9 protein-coding genes and 1 rRNA gene are annotated in these 19,252 nt (G+C 47.6%); 8 read left to right on the top strand and 2 right to left on the bottom strand.

Going from position 1 to position 19,252, the window contains the following annotated elements; all coding sequences use genetic code 11:
• Positions 1-144 precede the first annotated feature (144 nt).
• Entirely contained in the window at positions 145-1,629 is a 1,485-nt protein-coding gene (locus CFT61_RS15705; RefSeq protein WP_089545342.1) for a glycoside hydrolase family 125 protein, read from the bottom strand.
• Between the two features lie 32 nt (positions 1,630-1,661).
• On the bottom strand, positions 1,662-3,839 hold the full coding sequence (locus CFT61_RS15700) for a GH92 family glycosyl hydrolase (protein ID WP_089545341.1): 2,178 nt from the start codon (positions 3,837-3,839) through the stop codon (positions 1,662-1,664).
• Between the two features lie 693 nt (positions 3,840-4,532).
• Between CFT61_RS15700 and asnB the strand changes: the two genes are divergently transcribed.
• The 8 genes from asnB to CFT61_RS15660 form a co-directional block, all read left to right on the top strand.
• Complete coding sequence (gene asnB / locus CFT61_RS15695) at positions 4,533-6,320, top strand: asparagine synthase B (protein ID WP_089545340.1); 1,788 nt, start codon at positions 4,533-4,535, stop codon at positions 6,318-6,320.
• A 39-nt stretch (positions 6,321-6,359) separates the two neighbouring features.
• Positions 6,360-10,883 (top strand): glutamate synthase large subunit, encoded by a 4,524-nt coding sequence (gene gltB / locus CFT61_RS15690; protein WP_089545339.1) that lies wholly within the window; start codon positions 6,360-6,362, stop codon positions 10,881-10,883.
• A gap of 19 nt (positions 10,884-10,902) precedes the next feature.
• Positions 10,903-12,246, top strand: coding sequence for a glutamate synthase subunit beta (locus tag CFT61_RS15685; RefSeq protein ID WP_089545338.1), 1,344 nt, complete (start codon positions 10,903-10,905; stop codon positions 12,244-12,246).
• Between the two features lie 797 nt (positions 12,247-13,043).
• Entirely contained in the window at positions 13,044-15,047 is a 2,004-nt protein-coding gene (locus CFT61_RS15680) for a hypothetical protein (RefSeq protein WP_142990661.1), read from the top strand.
• Between the two features lie 86 nt (positions 15,048-15,133).
• Entirely contained in the window at positions 15,134-16,267 is a 1,134-nt protein-coding gene (locus CFT61_RS15675) for an OmpA family protein (protein ID WP_089545336.1), read from the top strand.
• 109 nt (positions 16,268-16,376) lie between these two features.
• A complete protein-coding gene (locus CFT61_RS15670; RefSeq protein WP_089545335.1) occupies positions 16,377-17,546 on the top strand; it encodes a hypothetical protein in 1,170 nt (389 codons plus the stop codon).
• Between the two features lie 78 nt (positions 17,547-17,624).
• Complete coding sequence (locus CFT61_RS15665) at positions 17,625-18,677, top strand: hypothetical protein (RefSeq protein WP_089545334.1); 1,053 nt, start codon at positions 17,625-17,627, stop codon at positions 18,675-18,677.
• 421 nt (positions 18,678-19,098) lie between these two features.
• A 16S ribosomal RNA gene (locus tag CFT61_RS15660) occupies positions 19,099-19,252 on the top strand; the annotation flags it as partial.

The following is a 19,252-nucleotide window of genomic DNA, read 5'->3' as shown; positions in this document are numbered from 1 at the left end:
AAAGCTTTCAATTTCAAAGCTTTTGCCCTTTCAGGGCGACTTTTTGTGTTGTTCTAAAACCCAGGGCGTTGCCCTGGGCTAGGAGCTTCTGCCCTTTCAGGGTGTATTGGATATGACTTATGATAACCCCTCTTTCTCTATATATTACAGGTTGTTCAGCAAGTCTGCCTTGCCATCATTGATCAGCTTGATGACCAACTCTCCGAAGAGGGTGTTCTGCCATGCGAACCAAGGACGGGTGTATTTAGAAGCATCGTCCTTGTGGAAAGACTCATGGATGAATCCCATGCTGGCATCCGTATTCAACAGCATCTTCATGCAGAAGCGGATCTCGTCATCGCTCTGTGCGGTGAAGCACTTCATCATGATAGACATAGGCCAAGGCATGTCGTAACCGATGTGTGGACCACCGATACCTTCGCCAGCCTTGCCACGGAAGAAGCAAGGATTGTCCTCACTCCAAACGAAACGGCGGGTGTTCTGGTAGATAGGGTCGTTCATAGGAACATCACCCATATAGCCCATACCCAGGAGAGAAGGAACGTTGGAATCGTCCATCAGGAGCTGGTTGCCGAAACCATCTACCTCGTAAGCATAGATCTTGCCATACTTAGGATGGTTGTAGATAGCATACTTCTGCAGAGCAGTATGTACCTCATCGGCAAGACTGCTGCAATCCTGCGCAATCTTCAAGGCTGCATCTTTCTTTGCCGCATCCTTCTCTGCCACGTGCTTCAAGATTTCTGCTGCCTTGTTCATGGAAGAAACTGCCATGAAGTTGGATGGAATCAGGAATGGAAGGATGGTGGCATCATCAGAAGGACGGAACATAGAAGCAATCAGTCCAACTGGTTTTACCGGAGCACCGAAGCCGTCCCAACCGATGGTATCGAAGGCACGGTCAGAAACACGGGTAAAGTGATAAGCCTTGGCTGTCACCTTGCGCTGCTGCTCGTGGAAGGTCTTCAGGATATTCTCGATAGCCTTCATCCATACCTCGCCGAAAATAGAGTCATCGCCTGTCACCTTCCAGTATTCGTAAGCCAGACGGATAGGGTAGCAGAAGGAGTCGATCTCATATTTGCGCTCGAATACATCCGGCTGCATCTTGGTGCGGTCTTTCTGCCAGCCGGCACCGGTAGGACCGTCATTGAAGGCATTGGCGTAGCGGTCGATGTTGATGCACTTCAACTGGCGGAGAATCACACCCTTCAGCATCTTCTTCAACTTTTCGTCCTTGTTGGCGAGGGCTACGTAAGGCCATACCTGGGCACCGGAGTCGCGGAGCCACATGGCTGGAATATCACCGGTATATACGAATGTATCATCATCACCATTTTCGAGCACACGGTAGTGAACGGTGCTCTCCAGGGTGTTAGGATAGCAGTTGGCAAACATCCACGCCAGCTTTGGATTCTTCTTCAGGATTTTCTGTACTTCCTTGATCTTCTTCTCTACAGCTGTAGAAGTGAAGAGGCGGTCCTCTACAGGAGGACGCTTTGACTCATATTTGCCATTCACAGGGGTTACCACCTTGGTATAGCGTGCATGCACATCTACCTCAGCATTCTCCTGAGCCATAGCGCTCATGGAGGCAAGAAGAGCCAATGTTAAAATAGTCTTTCTCATTATTTATATTTTTGTTGGTTAGTGCTTGATTCTTATGGACGGTCGGCAGGACGGGTTCCCCACTTTGATGGCTGGTTGCCCATCTGCAGTTCGAGGGTGCCACCCTTCATGATGTCGTTGTACATGATGTATGACTTGCTGTATGGTTTGCCGTTCAACTTCACAGACTGTACGTACATGTTTTCCTTGCTGTTGTTCTTGCAGACGATGTTGAAGGTCTTGCCCTTGCCCACGTTCAGTTCTGCCTTGTCGAAGATAGGGCTGCCGATGACGTACTTGCCGCCAGCTGGCTCTACCTGATAGAGACCTACGGAAGAAAGCACATACCATGCTGACATCTGGCCTACGTCTTCGTTGCCGCTCAAACCGTCGAAGTCATCCTTGTACATCTCGTCCAGGGTCTGTCTGAGCAGACGGGCAGCCTTCCAAGGCTGACCTACATAGTTGTACATATAGAGAACATGATGGCTAGGCTCGTTGCCATGAGCATACTGACCAATCAGACCAGAGATGTCAGGAGAAGCATTGGCACCCATTTCACCGGTAACGATGAAGAGAGAGTCGAGTTTGGTCACGAACTTCTTTTCATTGCCGAAGAGCTTCACGAGTCCGTGAACATCATGAGGCACCAGCCAGGTATATTGCCATGCATTTCCCTCGGTATAGTCATCTTCACGATGCTCGGCAGAGAATGGGTTGAAAGGAACGCGGAACTTGCCGTCAGAACTCAGACCGCGCATAAAGCCGGTCTCCTTGTCGAAGTACTTGCTGTAAGCCTTTGATCTGTTCTCGAAGTACTTGGCATCTTCCTTCTTGCCCAGCATGCGAGCCACCTTTGCCACGCAGGCATCAGCCAGCGCATATTCCAAGCCCTTGGCAACGGTTTCCTTGGTAGGCTCCTTGTCGTATGGCAGATAACCGTGCTTCTTGAGCAAGCCTATGCCACGCTCATCGAGCATAGCCGACTTCTTCATAGCCTCGTAGGCTCCTTCCTTATCCTTTACATAGCCCTTCAGTACCATATCGGCAAGAACAGGAATGCCAGGGTTGCCCACCATACAGTTGGTTTCGTTACCCATCAGATGCCATACTGGCAACTTGCCCTGCTGGCGATAGATGTTGATGAAGGTGCTAGCCATATCTGGCAACATGTCGGTATGGATCATGGTCATCAATGGATGAGCTGCACGATAGGTGTCCCAGAGTGACAAGGTGGTATAATTGGTGAAGTTGCCGTCATAGACCTTGCCGTCGGCACCGCGGTACTGACCGTTGACATCTGAGAAGACAGATGGAGCGGTCATGGTATGATACATGGCTGTGTAGAAGATGCGGCGGGAGGTAGAATCGCTGGTCTCGATGTTCACCTTAGCCAATTCCTTGTTCCAGGCAGCATCTGCATCAGCTACTACCTGACGGAAATCCCAGCCCGGAATCTCTTTCTCCAGGTTCTGCTTGGCATTCTCTGCGCTCACAGCGGACATACCGGTCTTTACCAACAATGGCTTGGTGACATCAGCAGCGGTAATCAGCCATCTGCCGGTGCCCAGTGGCTTCACGGTAACAGGCTGAGAGAATTCTGCGAAGAAGAATGCCTTCTGGTCGTTCGCCCATCCCTTTGAGAAACGGTGACCAGCCACGGTGGTAGCTGTGGTGTTATCTACATTGAAGTCCTTGGCTGCATCCCAACCGATACCTTGTTTCAGGTCGAGTACCAACTGTGCCTGCTGTGCATCAGCACCAAAGGTATAGCGCTGGAAACCGGCACGCTGGGTAGCGGTCAGCTCTACCCATACATTAGGCTGCTGCAGTTTGACTGCATAGTATCCAGGGCGTACATTCTCGTTGTCGTGACTGAACTTGATTTGTTTCTGGTTGCCATCTACTACGGGCAGGAAAGCCACGTCGCCCAGGTCGCCGATACCGGTACCGCTCAGGTGCTGGTGTCCGAAACCGATGAGGATGGAGTCAGAATGATGATAGCCGGAGCACCAGTCCCATCCGCGGGATGGTTCTGTAGGACCTAACTGGACATATCCGAACGGAACGTTGGCTCCGAGGAAAACGTGTCCATGTCCACCTGTTCCGATTCGAGGGTTGACAAACTGAGTTAGCTTGCCCGACTTTGCTTGTTGAGCAAGCGATGCCTGAGAGTAGCCGCCGGCTAATACGCAGGTCATCATTAAAAGATTTATAATTCTCTTTCTCATAATGCTATAGTAACATCTACGGAATAATTGAATAAATTAGGTTATTTGTAATAAAACACAATAATGTTGCAAAGATACTAAAAAATTGGGAAAAACGGCACTATTCTATATATTTTTTAACTAAACTTTCATTGTGTTGATGGGGGATTGCAAATCCCCCCAGGGGGGCGAACCTTTTTAGACGGCGGATTTCAAATCCGCCGGAACGCCTAACGGTGTTTATCCATACGCCCTGAAAGGGCAGAAGCTCCTAGCCCAGGGCACCGCCCTGGGTGTAGTGGTTGGTGCAATGCGCCCTGTAAGGGCAAAAGCTTTAAAATACGAAGCAAATTCAAAGCTTTTGCCCTTACAGGGCGACAGGTTTCCGTTTATAATACCCAGGGCGATGCCCTGGGCTAGGAGCTTCTGCCCTTTCAGGGCGTATGGATTTCAGCGGAATTAATGCTTTTATCTTGTTTTTCTCTCTTTGTGTTATTTTGAAATAAATAATGTTATTTGTACTTTCAAAATGAAAGTTTAAACGTGTTAATACGTGCTGATATGTAATTATCTACCTTTTCTTAAGACAAAAGGTAATGAAAATCTTTTGTATGTTGACAAAAAGTAGTAATTTTGCAGCCGAAACATAACAAAATGTTATTTGTTTTAGGTAAAAAGAGATAAAAATAACCGTAAAAGAAAGGAAAAGATATTATGTGTGGAATCGTATCTATCTTCAATATTCAGGAGCAAACTCCTGAATTGCGACAGCAAGCGCTTCGTATGAGTCAGAAGATTCGCCATCGCGGACCAGACTGGAGCGGAATCTACTGTGGTGGTTCTGCTATCCTGGCACATGAGCGTCTGAGCATTGTTGACCCGGAAAGTGGTCGCCAACCTTTGTTTGCACCAGACAAAAAACAGGTGCTTGCCGTAAACGGTGAGATTTACAATCATCAGAATATCCGTGCCCGTTTTGCTGACAAATACCAGTATCAGACCGGTTCCGACTGTGAGGTGATTCTTTCTCTCTATCGTGAGATGCGAGCAGATTCCGACTTTGATACCTTAATATATAAAGGTGAGGATGCGCTCCACGCCCGTATCTCCAAGATGCTTGAAGAGCTGAACGGTATCTTTGCCTTCGCCCTTTACGATGCCGAGCGTGATGAATTCCTCATCGCTCGCGACCCTATCGGCGTAATTCCTCTTTATATTGGTTATGATAAGGATGGAAAAGTGCTGGTGGCAAGCGAGTTGAAGGCTCTGGAAGGCCAGTGCGACCATTACGAGCCATTCCTTCCAGGTCATTATTACTATAGCAAGAACCCTGGCATGAAGCGCTATTATACCCGTGATTGGTTTGAATACGCTGCCATGCAGAAGAAATATCAGATTGATGATAAGAAGAAGGCTGAAGCCCAGCTGAAGGATGCGGAACCTCAGGAAAAGGCTGCGGTAAAGGAAATCCATGATGCCCTCGAAGCATCCGTCAAGCGCCAGCTGATGAGCGATGTTCCTTACGGCGTATTGCTGAGTGGTGGTCTCGATTCTTCCGTCATCTCTGCCGTAGCTGAAAAATTCTCTTCTACCCGCGTGGAGAATGGGGGCGAAACCAAGGCTTACTGGCCTCGACTTCACTCCTTTGCCGTAGGTTTGAAGGGCGCGCCTGATTTGGCAAAAGCACGATTGGTTGCCGAGCACATCGGAACCGTGCACCACGAAATCAACTACACCATTCAGGAAGGTCTGGATGCCATCCGTGATGTCATCTACTTCATCGAGACCTATGATGTTACCACCGTCCGTGCATCTACCCCGATGTATCTCCTGGCGAGAGTCATCCGAAGCATGGGTATCAAAATGGTACTTTCCGGCGAGGGTGCTGATGAGGTATTCGGAGGTTATCTCTACTTCCACAAGGCACCGGATGCCAAGGCTTTCCATGAGGAAACCGTGCGCAAGCTCGGCAAACTCTATCTCTACGATTGCCTGAGAGCCAACAAGAGTCTGGCTGCATGGGGCATCGAGGGCCGTGTGCCTTTCCTTGACAAGGAGTTTCTGGATGTAGCGATGGGTATGAACCCGGTATTGAAGATGTGTCCTGACAAGACCATCGAGAAGAAGGTAGTTCGTGAGGCATTTGCCGATCTGCTTCCAGAAGAAGTAGCATGGCGACAGAAGGAGCAGTTCTCCGATGGAGTGGGCTATTCATGGATTGACACCCTGAAGCAGATTACCGCATCAGCCGTCAGCGATGAACAGATGGCGCATGCTGCCGAGCGATTCCCTATCAATCCTCCTCAGAACAAGGAAGAGTATTATTATCGCTCTATCTTCGCCGAGCATTTCCCAAGCGACAGCGCTGCCAAGAGTGTGCCTAGCGTACCAAGCGTAGCCTGCTCTACTGCCGAAGCCCTTGCCTGGGATGCCTCTTTCAAGAATCAGAACGACCCTAGCGGCAGAGCCGTAGCGGGAGTTCATGAACAAGCATATCAATAATAAAATAGTTAGAAATAACCGATATAAAACGAACAAGAAATGGAAAAAGGATTGTACAGTTCTGCCTATGAACACGATGCGTGTGGCGTAGGTATGGTGGTGAATATCCACGGTAACAAGAGTCATGAGCTGGTCGATAACGCCTTGAAGGTCCTCGAGAATATGCGCCATCGTGGTGCTGAGGGTGCCGATAACAAGACGGGTGATGGTGCCGGTATCATGCTCCAGATTCCACATGAGTTTATTCTTCTTCAGGGTATCCCTGTACCGGAAAAGGGAAAATATGGTACAGGTCTTGTCTTCTTGCCTAAGGATGAGAAGAAACAGCAGGATATCCTCTCTATTATGATTGAAGAGATTGAACGTGAGGGACTTCAGTTGATGCATCTCCGCAATGTACCTACCAATCCAGACTGTCTGGGTGAGGCTGCATTGAGCAATGAACCTGCCATCAAACAGGTGTTCATTACTGGTGTGACAGATGATAAGGTGCCTGTCTTCGAGCGCATCCTCTATCTCATCCGCAAGCGCATCGAGAAACGTGTCAGCGACCCTGATTTCTATATCTGTTCGTTGTCTAATTCGAACATCGTATATAAGGGTATGTTGAGCAGCCTTCAGCTGCGTCAGTACTATCCTGACTTGACTAATAATTATTTTACAAGCGGTCTGGCTCTGGTTCACTCCCGCTTCTCTACCAACACCTTCCCGACATGGAGTCTGGCTCAGCCATTCCGTCTCCTTGCCCACAATGGTGAGATCAACACCATCCGTGGTAACCGTGCCTGGATGAAGGCTCGTGAGAGTGTGTTGAGCAGTGAGGCTCTGGGCGATATCCGTGAGATTTCTCCTATCGTTCAGCCTGATATGAGTGACTCTGCCAGCCTCGATAATGTCTTCGAGTTCTTCGTGATGAGCGGTCTGTCATTGCCTCACGCCATGGCTGTGATGGTGCCAGAGAGCTTCAACGACAAGAATCCTATCTCTGAGGATCTGAAGGCTTTCTATGAGTATCACTCTATCCTGATGGAGCCATGGGATGGTCCTGCCGCCCTGCTCTTCAGCGATGGCCGCTATGCCGGTGGTATGCTCGATAGAAATGGTCTGCGCCCTGCACGCTACACCATCACCAAGAACGATATGATGGTTGTGGCTTCTGAGGTGGGTGTGATGGATTTCGACCCAACTGAGATTGCCGAGAAGGGCCGTCTGCAGCCTGGTAAGATTCTCCTGATTGATACCCAGGAAGGCAAGATTTACTATGATGGCGAAATCAAGGAGCGCCTGGCTGAGGCTCATCCTTACCGCCAGTGGTTGAACACCAACCGTATTGAACTGGAAAAGCTGCGCAGCGGACGTAAGGTGGAAAACGCTGTGGAAAACCTCACTCGCAAGGAATTGGAGTTTGGTTTTGGCGAGGAAGACATCGACGGTACCATCATCCCAATGGCTACCAAGGGTCAGGAACCTACAGCTTCTATGGGTAATGATACTCCGCTTGCCGTACTCTCAGACCAGCCACAGATTTTCTTCAACTACTTCCGTCAGCAGTTTGCACAGGTTACCAACCCTGCCATCGACTCCATCCGTGAGAACCTCGTGATGAGTCTTACCGAGTATATCGGTAGAGTAGGTTCCGGCATTCTGAACCCGGACGAGAGCAACTGCAAGATGGTTCGCTTGCCACATCCTATCCTGACCAATACCCAGCTGGATATCCTTCAGAATATCCGCTACAAGGGATTCAATACCGTCAAGCTCCACATGCTCTTCGAAACCGCCAAGGGCGAAGAAGGACTGCATGAGGCTTTGGATGAGCTCTGCAAGCAGGCAGCACAGAGCGTGGATGACGGTTACAACTACATCATTTTGAGCGACCGTGGCGTGGATGAGACCCATGCCGCCATCCCATCATTGCTCGCCGTAAGCGCCGTACATCATTATCTGATTGATGCCGGCAAGCGTGTGCAGACAGCCCTCATCGTTGAGAGCGGTGAGATTCGTGAGGTAATGCATGCAGCCCTGTTGCTGGGTTACGGTGCATCAGCCCTCTGTCCATACTTGACATACGCCATCCTCGACGACCTGGTCAAGAAGGGAAAGATTCAGGAGGATTACCATACAGCCGAGCAGAACTACATCAAGGCTGTGAAGAAGGGCTTGTTCAAGATTATGGCTAAGATGGGTATCTCTACCATCCGTAGTTACCGTGGTGCCAAGATCTTCGAGAGCATCGGTTTGAGCGAGAGCCTCCTGAAGAGCTACTTCGGAACAGAGGTGAGCACCATCGGCGGTATCGGACTCGAGACCATCGCCCGTGATGCCATCCGCCTGCACGACAAGGCATTCGAGACCAAGAAGCTCGACTTCCTGCCTAGCATGGGACAGTTCCACTACCGCAAGGACGGTATCAAGCACGCTTGGAACCCAGAGACCATCGCCACCCTGCAGCTCGCAACCCGCAAGGGCGATTATGATCTCTTCAAGAAATATACACATCTCGTTGACGATAAACAGGAGCCTATCTTCATCCGCGACTTCTTCAGCTTCCGCAAGAACCCTATCTCTATCGACAAGGTAGAGCCGGTAGAGGAAATCGTCAAGCACTTCGTTACCGGTGCGATGAGTTTCGGTGCCCTCTCCAAGGAGGCTCACGAGGCAATGGCACTCGCCATGAACGCCCTCGGTGCTCGAAGCAATACCGGTGAAGGTGGTGAGGATAACGAGCGTTTCCATTCTACACAGGATGGCATCAGCCTCTCCAGCAAGACCAAGCAGGTGGCTTCCGGTCGATTCGGTGTGACTACAGAATATTTGGTAAATGCAGAGGAAATCCAGATCAAGGTGGCACAGGGTGCTAAACCGGGTGAGGGTGGTCAGTTGCCTGGCTTCAAGGTCAACGAGGTCATCGCCAAGACCCGTCACTCTATCCCTGGCATCAGCCTGATTTCTCCTCCACCTCATCACGATATCTACAGTATCGAGGATTTGGCTCAGCTCATCTTCGACCTCAAGAATGTGAACCCTAAGGCGGCTATCTCCGTGAAGTTGGTAGCTGAGAGTGGTGTGGGTACCATCGCTGCCGGTGTGGCTAAGGCGAAGGCAGACCTCATCGTTATCTCTGGTGCTGAGGGTGGTACAGGTGCCAGCCCTGCATCCAGCATGCGTTTCGCAGGTATCTCTCCTGAAATCGGACTTTCTGAAACCCAGCAGACACTGGTGAAGAATGGTCTTCGCGGACAGGTTCGCCTGCAGGTGGATGGTCAGTTGAAGAGCGGTCGCGACATCATCCTGATGGCTCTGCTTGGTGCTGAGGAATTCAGTTTCGGTACTGCCGCCCTCATCGTTTTGGGTTGTGTCATGATGCGTAAGTGTAACCTGAATACCTGTCCTATGGGTGTTGCCACACAGGATCCTAAGCTCCGTGCGCACTTCCGTGGCAGCTACAAGTACCTCATCAACTACTTCCGCTTCCTCGCCGAGGAGGTTCGTGAGTATCTGGCTGAGATGGGTTACACCTCATTGAACGATATCATCGGTCATACCGAGCTCATCGTCCGCAAGAAGGATGAGGAGATTGTTCCTGTCGAGGGTGCTGATGCCGTAGAGCCAGAGGTGGCTGAGAGCATCAAGGAGAAGGCAGACTTGCTCGACTTCTCTCGCTTGCTGCATCGTGAGACAGGTCATTGCTCGCTCTATCATACGACCGAGCAGATTCATGACCTCGACAATGTACTCGACCAGCAGATTATCCGTGGTGCCCAGCGTGCCATCGAGAACCAGGAAGAGGTGAACCTCGACTTCGCCATCAAGAATACCGACCGTGCTGCCGGTGTGATGCTGAGCGGTATGATTGCCAAGAAATATGGTGAGGCTGGTCTTCCAGACAAGACCGTGAACGTGAAGTTCAAGGGTTCTGCAGGTCAGAGCTTCGGTGCCTTCCTGGTAAAGGGAGTAGATTTCAAGCTCGAGGGTGAAACCAATGACTATTTCGCAAAGGGACTTTCAGGAGGTCGTATTTCCATCCTTCCTCCTATTCGCAGCAACTTCTCTGCCGAGGATAACATCATCGCCGGTAACACCGGTCTGTATGGTGCCACAAGTGGTGAGTTGTATATCAATGGTAAGGTAGGCGAGCGCTTCGGTGTTCGTAACTCCGGTGCCATCGCCGTGATTGAGGGTGCTGGCGACCACTGCTGCGAGTATATGACGGGCGGTAGAGTAGTAGTGCTCGGTGAAACCGGCCGTAACTTCGCCGCTGGTATGAGTGGTGGTGTTGCCTATGTATGGGATAAGAACCACAACTTCGATTACTTCTGTAATATGGATATGGTGGAGATCAACCTCGTGGAGGACAGCACCTATCGCAAGGAGTTGCACGAGCTGATCCGTCAGCATTATCTCTATACAGGCAGTAAGCTTGCCCGTACCATGCTCGACGACTGGAACCACTACGTAGAGGATTTCATCCAGGTAGTGCCAATCGAGTACAAGCGAGTTCTCCAGGAGGAGCAGGTAAAGAAGTTGCAGCAGAAGATTGCGGATATGCAGCGCGATTACTAATTTTAAAATTAGAAAAAAGATGGGAAATCCAAAAGCATTTTTGACTATACCTCGCAAGGAAGCAGGTTATAGACCAATTCACGATAGAATCCTCGACTTTGGCGAGGTAGAACAAACATTGAATAGTAACGACCGCCGTCAGCAGGCGAGCCGTTGTATGGACTGTGGTGTGCCTTTCTGCCACTGGGCTTGTCCGCTGGGCAACAAGGCACCGGAGTGGAACGATGCCCTCTACAAGGGCGACTGGGAGCTGGCTTACCGCTTGCTCAACAGCACCAACGACTTCCCTGAGTTTACAGGTCGTATCTGTCCTGCACTCTGCGAGAAGGCTTGTGTCCTCAACTTGATGGACCACGAACCTACCACCAACCGTGAGGATGAGTGCGCCATTGTGGAGCACGCCTTCCAAGAGGATTATGTGCATGTAGAGTTGCCTGAGCGCAATGGCAAGACGGTGGCTGTCATCGGTGCCGGTCCTGCGGGATTGGTAGCTGCCAACCAGCTGAATCATAAGGGATATAAGGTAACTGTATTCGAGGCTCGTGAGAACGCAGGTGGTTTGTTGAGATATGGTATTCCAAACTTCAAGCTCAACAAGATTATCATCGACCGCCGTCTCCGTCTCTTGGAGGAAGAAGGCATCGAGTTCAAATATAATCAGAAGATAGATGTCACTCAGTTGCCAGAAGGCTTCGATGCCTACGTGGTATCTACGGGTACTCCGACCGCTCGTGACTTGAAGATTCCTGGACGTGAGTTGAAGGGTGTCTATTTCGCCCTCGAACTCCTCTCTCAGCAAAACAGAGTGTTGGCTGGCATGGAGTTCTCCAAGGATGAGCGTGTCACCTGCAAGGGAAAGGATGTATTGGTCATCGGTGGTGGTGATACGGGTTCCGACTGTATCGGTACCGCTCATCGCCAGGGTTGCAAGAGCGTAACCCAGATTGAAATCATGCCTAAGCCAGTGGAAGGTCCTGAGGATCCTAAGAATCCTTGGCCAAACTGGCCTCGCACCCTGAAGACTACCTCCAGTCATGAGGAAGGTTGTACCCGTCGCTGGAACATCAACTCTCTGGAGTTCCTGGGAAAGAACGGTAAGCTGACAGGTGTGAAGGTTCAGCCTATCGACTGGAAGCCAAACCCAGAGGGCGGTCGCCCATTGATGGTAGAGGCAGGTGAGCCTGAGATCATCAAGGCAGAGGCAGTATTCCTGGCAATGGGCTTCCTAAAGCCACAGCAGCCTGAGTTTGCCGAGAATGTATTCGTAGCTGGTGATGCAGCCAGTGGAGCTTCTCTGGTGGTTCGTGCGATGGCAAGCGGTAGAAAGATTGCTGCTCAGGTAGATAAGTTCCTGAACAAGTAATATTCGGTTATTTTTAACTATAAGTGTTGGGAGGTAAACCTTGTGACGAGGTAAGCCTCCCTTTTTTGTGCTCGGTAAGTGACTTACTTGCGGTGGCTAAGTGACTTGCTTACGGGTGCTAAGTGACTTGCTTACGAGGTCTAAGTGACTTACTTACGGGTGCTAAGTGACTTGCTTACGAGGTCTAAGTAAGATACTTATGGTGCTAAGGCGACTTGTCCCGGAATGACAGAATGACACCGATGACAGCATTTTCTTAAAAAATCTCTCGCGTAGGCGGGCGGGAGGCTGATTGGAGAAATTTTTCCTGCTCGCCCGCGCGCGTAGGATTTTTTTAGAAAACAAGTGTCATAAGTGTCATAAGTGTCATCGAGTCTCTCTTTCTTTTCCTCTTCTTTTCTTTCTTTATTTATTAGACAACTGAAGTGTCTTCTTGTTTGGGTAATTGATGTAGGTCAAACTGATTGACAAGGATATTTTCGTGCAAACGTTATCATTGTAGTAAAATGGAGGAAAAAAAAGTGAGAAAAGAGGGGAGAAAACTTAAAATATTTAAAATTTAAGGCATTTTGCTAAAAATAATAGGGCGAAAACTTTCTAATTCAAAAAAAAGCTTTACCTTTGCAGCGGTATATACAAATTGGTAACGATAAAATAGGAAACTAAGAATGTTTAAAGTAGGAGAGTGACGGCAAGACCTAAGTCAACAACATACACTGGCTACTTCGTCGAGCTTGACCTTTCTAAAATATATAATGAGTTAGACAACATAAGTTTAATTAAATTTTTTATAAAAAATGAAAAGACAATTAACTAGTATTTTGCTCTTCTCTGCCCTCTTGGTGGGTGGAGCTAGCACTTTCGTATCTTGTACAGATCACGAAAGCGACAGTGCTTACGACACTAGCGTTTCTCAGATCGCAAAACTGACCGAATTGAACAAGTGGTTGGGCGAGTTGAAGGAGACCAACCCTGATTTGGCATCTGCTATTGATGCTCGTATCCAGGCAAATATGAACGTTATCAAGGATGGTGTTTTTGCTGATACTGCTCGTGTCAATGCTGCTATCCAGGGTTCTCAGGCTTACAAGAATCTTAAGGGTCAGGTTGATGGAGTTGATGCACGTGTCTCTGCTCTTGAGAGATTGCGTTTGACAGATTCTATCGCTGCTAAGAAGATTACAGACGCTTTGGATCATCGTCTTGATTCAGTTTCTGGTAGCTTGAGTAATGCACTCAATATTTTGCTTGAGCAGAAACTTGATGGTATTACTGTTAATGCAACAGAGAATCCTGTAACTGGTTATTGGAATGCTTCATTCACCGGTTTGAATTTGAAGTTGGCTTCTTCTTTCTATGGTGTTGCTGCAGAGGGTACCGATGAGTGGGGTGAAGTGATAGAACCAAATCAGGTGCTCGGTAAGGGCGGTAATGCTGGTTACCTCTATGTATCTTTGAACCCAACAGAGATTGATCCTTCTTTGGTTAAGGTAGAGTTGGTAAACAGCCAGGGTGAGCCTGCTAAGGGCTTCGAACTGGGTTCTATCGAGAATACTGATAAGGTATTGACTTTTGGTACAAAGGCAGCTTCTGTTTCTGCTAATGGCTTCTATCAGGTTCCTGTTATTGCTTCTGATCCTCAGAACGATGGCGTTGAATTCGATAAGGGTGCTTTGGCTGCTGCAGCTAAGAATGTACTTAATGAGTTGAGAAATCCAAAGGAGAATGATTTGGATTTGAGCAAGATTGCTTCTGCTTTGTATAAGAATATCCCAGTATTGACAGCATACGGTGTTAAGGCTGAGTATTACTTGTATAATCCAGATACACAGAATCTTGAGCTTCATAAGACTATTAAGCATGCTGTTAGCGACTATGATATCGCTGCTGTTGCTGTTAAGCCAGTTTCTTTCAACTTCTTGAAGGACAATGCTACTCTTGACAAGCTTTCAGATTGGGCTGTTGAGAACTTCCGTTTGCCTTCTTTGTCAAGCAAGTTGGACAAGGTTATCGACGCTCTCAATGTTGAGATTTCTTATGATAAGGCTGATGAGTTCTATACATATTCTGTTATTACACCAAACGGTTTGTTCTGTCAGCAGGATGGCAATGATGTTGTAATCTATGGTCAGGGAACTGATCTTAATAATGGTCAGTTAATTGATGGCGAGTTGTATAGAATCAAGAATGCTACTGTTGAGAAGAAATTTATTTCTACTGGTGGTTCTGCTGCTGAGTTTGTTTTTGTTATTAAGACAAAGGATAGTACTATTGCAGATCTCCTTGCTTCTGCAAACAAGCAGATTGCAGGTAAGTTGCAGCCAATTAAGAATGTTCTCAGCAATGTTAATGCTAAGTGGGAGAATGTAATCGCTAAGGTTAACCCATTGTTGTCAAAGGTTGCTTCTAAGATTGGTAGCGCTAATAAGTTGTTGCAGCCAACAATCCTTTATGTTGATCAGAATGGCAACCCTAACACTCTTAGCACAATCGGTGGTCGTCTCGGTACTCGTTTCGTAGGTACAGGTGCTACTACTCTCTATGCTACATCTTGGACAGCTGAGCTCTTGGCTCCTGCTTACAAGAAGTCTATCTCTGTAGAGGCTGTCAAGGACGAGAATAAAGATGGTGCTGAAGTAACATTGACTGATGGTACTACATCTGCTGCTAAGCCATTCAATGGTTCAATCAACAAGGTAATCTTCAATGCTAAGAAGAGTGGTGAGTACATTATCCATTACAAGGCTATTGACTACTCAGGTGTTGAGGTTGAGAAGACATTTAACGTTGTTGTAGAGTAATTTAAGAAAAAAATCGTTGGTGGCAAGCTTGCTTGCCGCTAGCCAAATCTTAAAAACAATATTTTAAAATAATTAGATTAAAGATTATGAAATTAAATAAAGTAATACTGTCAGGTGTTGTTGCTTTGAGTTGCGTTAGTGCGTCAGCTCAGGAAGCAGATAAGACTGTAAATGTCTTCACTCCACATTGGTATGCACAGGCTCAGATTGGTGGCCAGTACACATTGGGTGAGATCGGTTTCGGTAAGTTGTTGTCTCCAAATGCTCAGGTAGGCGTAGGTTATAACTTCAATAAGGTTGTAGGTGCTCGTCTTTCTTTGAATGCATGGCAGAGCAAGGCTGGTCAGAACGTGGCTGGCAACGTTTACAAGTGGAAGTGGAACTATGTAGCTCCTATGGTTGACGCTACATTCAACCTCACAAACCTCTTCTGCGAGTACAACCCAGACCGTTTGGTTGAGGTTGGCGTATTCGGTGGTATCGGTGCTAACATCGCTTGGGGTAATGACGAGGCTGCTGATGCTAAGGCTGCTATCTTGAAGAGTGAAGCTGCTACAGAAGCTTTGAAGTACGGTGCTACTCCATTGGAGAACCTTTGGGACGGTACAAAGACTCGCTTCGTTGCACGTGTAGGTGCTAACGTTGACTTCCGCGTAAGCGATCGCGTTAAGTTGGGCGTTGAGCTTTCTGCTAACACATTGAGCGACAAGTACAATTCAAAGAAGGCTGGTAACCCAGACTGGTACTTCAACGCATTGGTAGGTGTAAAGGTTGCTCTTGGTGAGACTCATACCACTAAGGTAATCCCTGCTCCAAAGCCAGTAGAGAAGATCATCGAGCGTATCATCGAGAAGCCAGCTCCTGCTCCAGCTCCTAAGGTTGAGTCTAAGGTAGTTGAGGAGAACTTCCGTCGTGATATCTTCTTCCCAATCGGTAACACAAACATCGCTAAGTCTCAGACTACTAAGATCGCTGAGATCGTAGAGTACATGAAGGAGAACCCAGATGCTAAGATCACTTTGACTGGTTATGCAGATAAGGGTACAGGTTCTGCTGCATTCAACGATAAGATTGCTGCTCGCCGTGCTCAGACTGTTTACAACACACTCGCAGCTAAGGGTGTTGCCAAGAGCCGCATGATCAAGGAGTCTAAGGGTTGCCGCGTTCAGCCTTTCGAGGAGAACGATATGAACCGTGTTACAATCTGTATTGCTAAGTAATTTAGCTCTATATAGAATTAAATAGTTCATTAAATATTATAACCGATCTTCATTCTTACTATGTAAGCTTTGGAGACCGGTTATTTTTTTGTAACTAAACAGTATTAGAATGAAAAAAAGATTGTTTCTGCTCCTCTTGGGTTGTGCTACCATGCTCGGTGCTCAGGCTCAGTTGAGTGGTGCTGGCTACTACCGTGTGAAGAATGTTTCTACCGGTAGATATATGTCGCTTTCCGATGATCATAGTAGAGGAGTCAACTTCGCTTCTACCAGTGCGGATTGTGGCGCTATGGCTACCAGCTCTATCTGGGAGGACATCTCGCATGACCCGGGAAGCGTGTTCTATCTGGATCATATCAGCGGAGAAAGCTTTAATGTGGTTGGTCAGGGTACCAGCCTTTATGGTATTATCAAGTATTACATCTACCTCTCTCCGGTTGGCAATTATTACAAGGCTTGGCAGCAGGATAGTGGTCAGCGTATCACGCTTACCGATAAGAAATCAAGCAAGGCGGTGAGCTATGTAACTACTACGGGTACTTACAGTACTTGGAATATTACGCCTATCAATACATCTGATAACTACATTGGTGTAAAGCCAACCGTAACAGTTGGTGATAAGCATTACGCAGCCGTCTTTGCCGGTTATCCTTATACGTTGGGCGCTGGTATGAAGGCATACTATGTAACTAAGGTCATCGAATCGGAAGGTGTGGTTATCATCAAGGAGTTGACAGGTACCATTCCTGCAAAGACCCCAGTGTTGATTGAGTGTGCTTCTACAGATGTCAGCAAGAATCAGGTAACACCAGTTGTAAGCGATGCAGCTGTGCCATCTGATTTGGCTGTCCAGGTGAAGGGTGTTTACTTCTGTATTGGTAATAGGTTGTCTGGTCATTACAACTCTGTGAAATTTGATGCTTCCAGTATGCGAGCATTCTCAGCCAACTCTTATGGCTATATTGCTATGACTACTTCGGAGGATGCGCTCACTTCTGTGAATATTGATCAGGATGCTGGTAATGGAAATAAGGTGAGTATTTTGGCAATCCCAGCCAACAGCTGGTATCTCTCCGTTTCTTCTTCTGCTCCATCAGAGATGAAGATGGTTACCGCCGAGCAGTATGCTACAGGCATCAAGGACATCACCGTGAAGCCTGCCTCATTATATAATGTATATACTCTTGAAGGTGTGCAGATTAAGAAGAATGCAACTTCTATCAGCGACTTGCATCAGGGAATTTACATCATAAATGGCAAGAAAGTCGTTATTAAATAAATAAAAAGCCCTAAACTCTTGTGAGTTTGGGGCTTTTTGCGTAACTTTGCACCGTTTTTTAATGAAAATCAAAAATTTATGAGAAAATATGTGATTGCATTGGCAGCAGCGCTGCTGCCAACGATGGGTATGTTTGCCCAGACATTTAGTGAGCCTTGCATCCCTGGCAAGGTGTACACCAAGAGTATTGACGCTTCCGTGACGGTGGGTACAACCGGTGTCGGTGTGGATGTGGCTGTGCCACTGAATGATGTCTTTCAGGTTCGTACGGGTTTCTCCTTTACTCCCCGTGTGCATGCTACCATGAACTTTGCGGTGCAGGTGGGTGATGAGAAGGAGAGTGAGCAGGTGCAGGCAGAGAAGTTCAATCGCCTCGCTGACATGCTGGAGGAATATACCGGTACCAGAGTAGGGAATAGCATCGATATGGTAGGTACTCCAACCATGAACAACTTCAAGTTACTCGTAGATGTTCATCCTTTCCGCAACAAGAACTGGCACTTTACTACCGGTTTCTATTGGGGACCTTCACAGGTTGCCAAGGCTGAGAATGCAGTCTATGATGGAACCTCTCTGGTAGCAGTGAGTATGTACAACAACCTCTATGAGCGTGTGAAGAACTCTTATGAGAACTTTGTACCTTATATCTCTGTAGGTGATCAGCCGTTGGTAGCTGACAAGGAGCTCTATGATAAGTTTATGAGTTATGGCAGAATGGGTGTAACCTTGGGCGAGCGCAAGGATGGTACTCCATTCCGTCTGGAACCGGATGCTAATAATAACGTATCTGCTACCATCAAGGTAAACAACTTCAAGCCTTACTTAGGTTTCGGTTATGGTGGCAAGCTTTTCAAGAATAGCGATGATTATTATGTTTCCTTCGATGCCGGTGTCTTGTTCTGGGGTGGTACTCCAAAGATCATGACCAACGATATCCAGAAGGTCACCTTTACAGCTAACGAGGATTACACAGAGGCAGTGAAGCATGTTACCACAGAACCAGGCGTGGATTTGGCAAAGGATGTGAAGAACGTACCGGGTAAGGTAGGCGACTATGTGAAGCTCTTGAAGAGCTTTAAGGTTTATCCTGTAGTAGAACTTCGTTTGACCCGCCGAATCTGGGTGAAATAAGCTAGGATGTGTGCCTACACACCCAGATGGCTTAAAAACGGCGATTTTGGGCGAAAATAGGCGATTTAAGGCGTGAAAGTGTTTAAGACTGTTAAATAATAGCAGTTTTTGAAACTTTTCTCTCCGAAAATTTGGTGGTTTCGCAAAATGTTAGTACTTTTGCACTCGCTTTTGAGAAATCACTTCTCTTAGCAATATAAGAAAGAGTTCTTTGAAAGATTTTACATAAACAGACAAGTAGTACAAGAAGCGGTTAACTTCTTAGAAATAAGAAAGTTGACTGGGTAAAAGAAACGAACCGTCAAGTAATTGACAAGTCAGGTTTACTAAGCTTCAATAAACGAAAAGGATATTCGTCCTAAGTACAGACAACAAACACCGATTTTCTTCTTCGGAGGAAAAGAAGTAAAAATGATATTTTACAATGGAGAGTTTGATCCTGGCTCAGGATGAACGCTAGCTACAGGCTTAACACATGCAAGTCGAGGGGAAACGATAGAGAAAGCTTGCTTTTTCTAGGCGTCGACCGGCGCACGGGTGAGTAACGCGTATCCAACCTGCCCACCACTTGGGAA

This window comes from Segatella copri, assembly GCF_002224675.1.
GTDB classification, from domain to species: Bacteria; Bacteroidota; Bacteroidia; order Bacteroidales; family Bacteroidaceae; genus Prevotella; species Prevotella copri_U.
The sequence above is the reverse complement of the archived record's forward strand: the minus strand, read 5'-3'. Positions and strand labels throughout refer to the sequence as shown.

Bases quoted from the DNA above. Each gene is read 5' to 3' on its own strand.
- CFT61_RS15665 (WP_089545334.1), top strand. From the start codon at position 17,625: ATGAGAAAATATGTGATTGCATTGGCAGCAGCGCTGCTGCCAACGATG.
- CFT61_RS15685 (WP_089545338.1), top strand. From the start codon at position 10,903: ATGGGAAATCCAAAAGCATTTTTGACTATACCTCGCAAGGAAGCAGGT.
- CFT61_RS15680 (WP_142990661.1), top strand. From the start codon at position 13,044: ATGAAAAGACAATTAACTAGTATTTTGCTCTTCTCTGCCCTCTTGGTG.
- asnB (WP_089545340.1), top strand. From the start codon at position 4,533: ATGTGTGGAATCGTATCTATCTTCAATATTCAGGAGCAAACTCCTGAA.
- CFT61_RS15675 (WP_089545336.1), top strand. From the start codon at position 15,134: ATGAAATTAAATAAAGTAATACTGTCAGGTGTTGTTGCTTTGAGTTGC.
- gltB (WP_089545339.1), top strand. From the start codon at position 6,360: ATGGAAAAAGGATTGTACAGTTCTGCCTATGAACACGATGCGTGTGGC.
- CFT61_RS15670 (WP_089545335.1), top strand. From the start codon at position 16,377: ATGAAAAAAAGATTGTTTCTGCTCCTCTTGGGTTGTGCTACCATGCTC.
- CFT61_RS15700 (WP_089545341.1), bottom strand. From the start codon at position 3,839: ATGAGAAAGAGAATTATAAATCTTTTAATGATGACCTGCGTATTAGCC.
- CFT61_RS15705 (WP_089545342.1), bottom strand. From the start codon at position 1,629: ATGAGAAAGACTATTTTAACATTGGCTCTTCTTGCCTCCATGAGCGCT.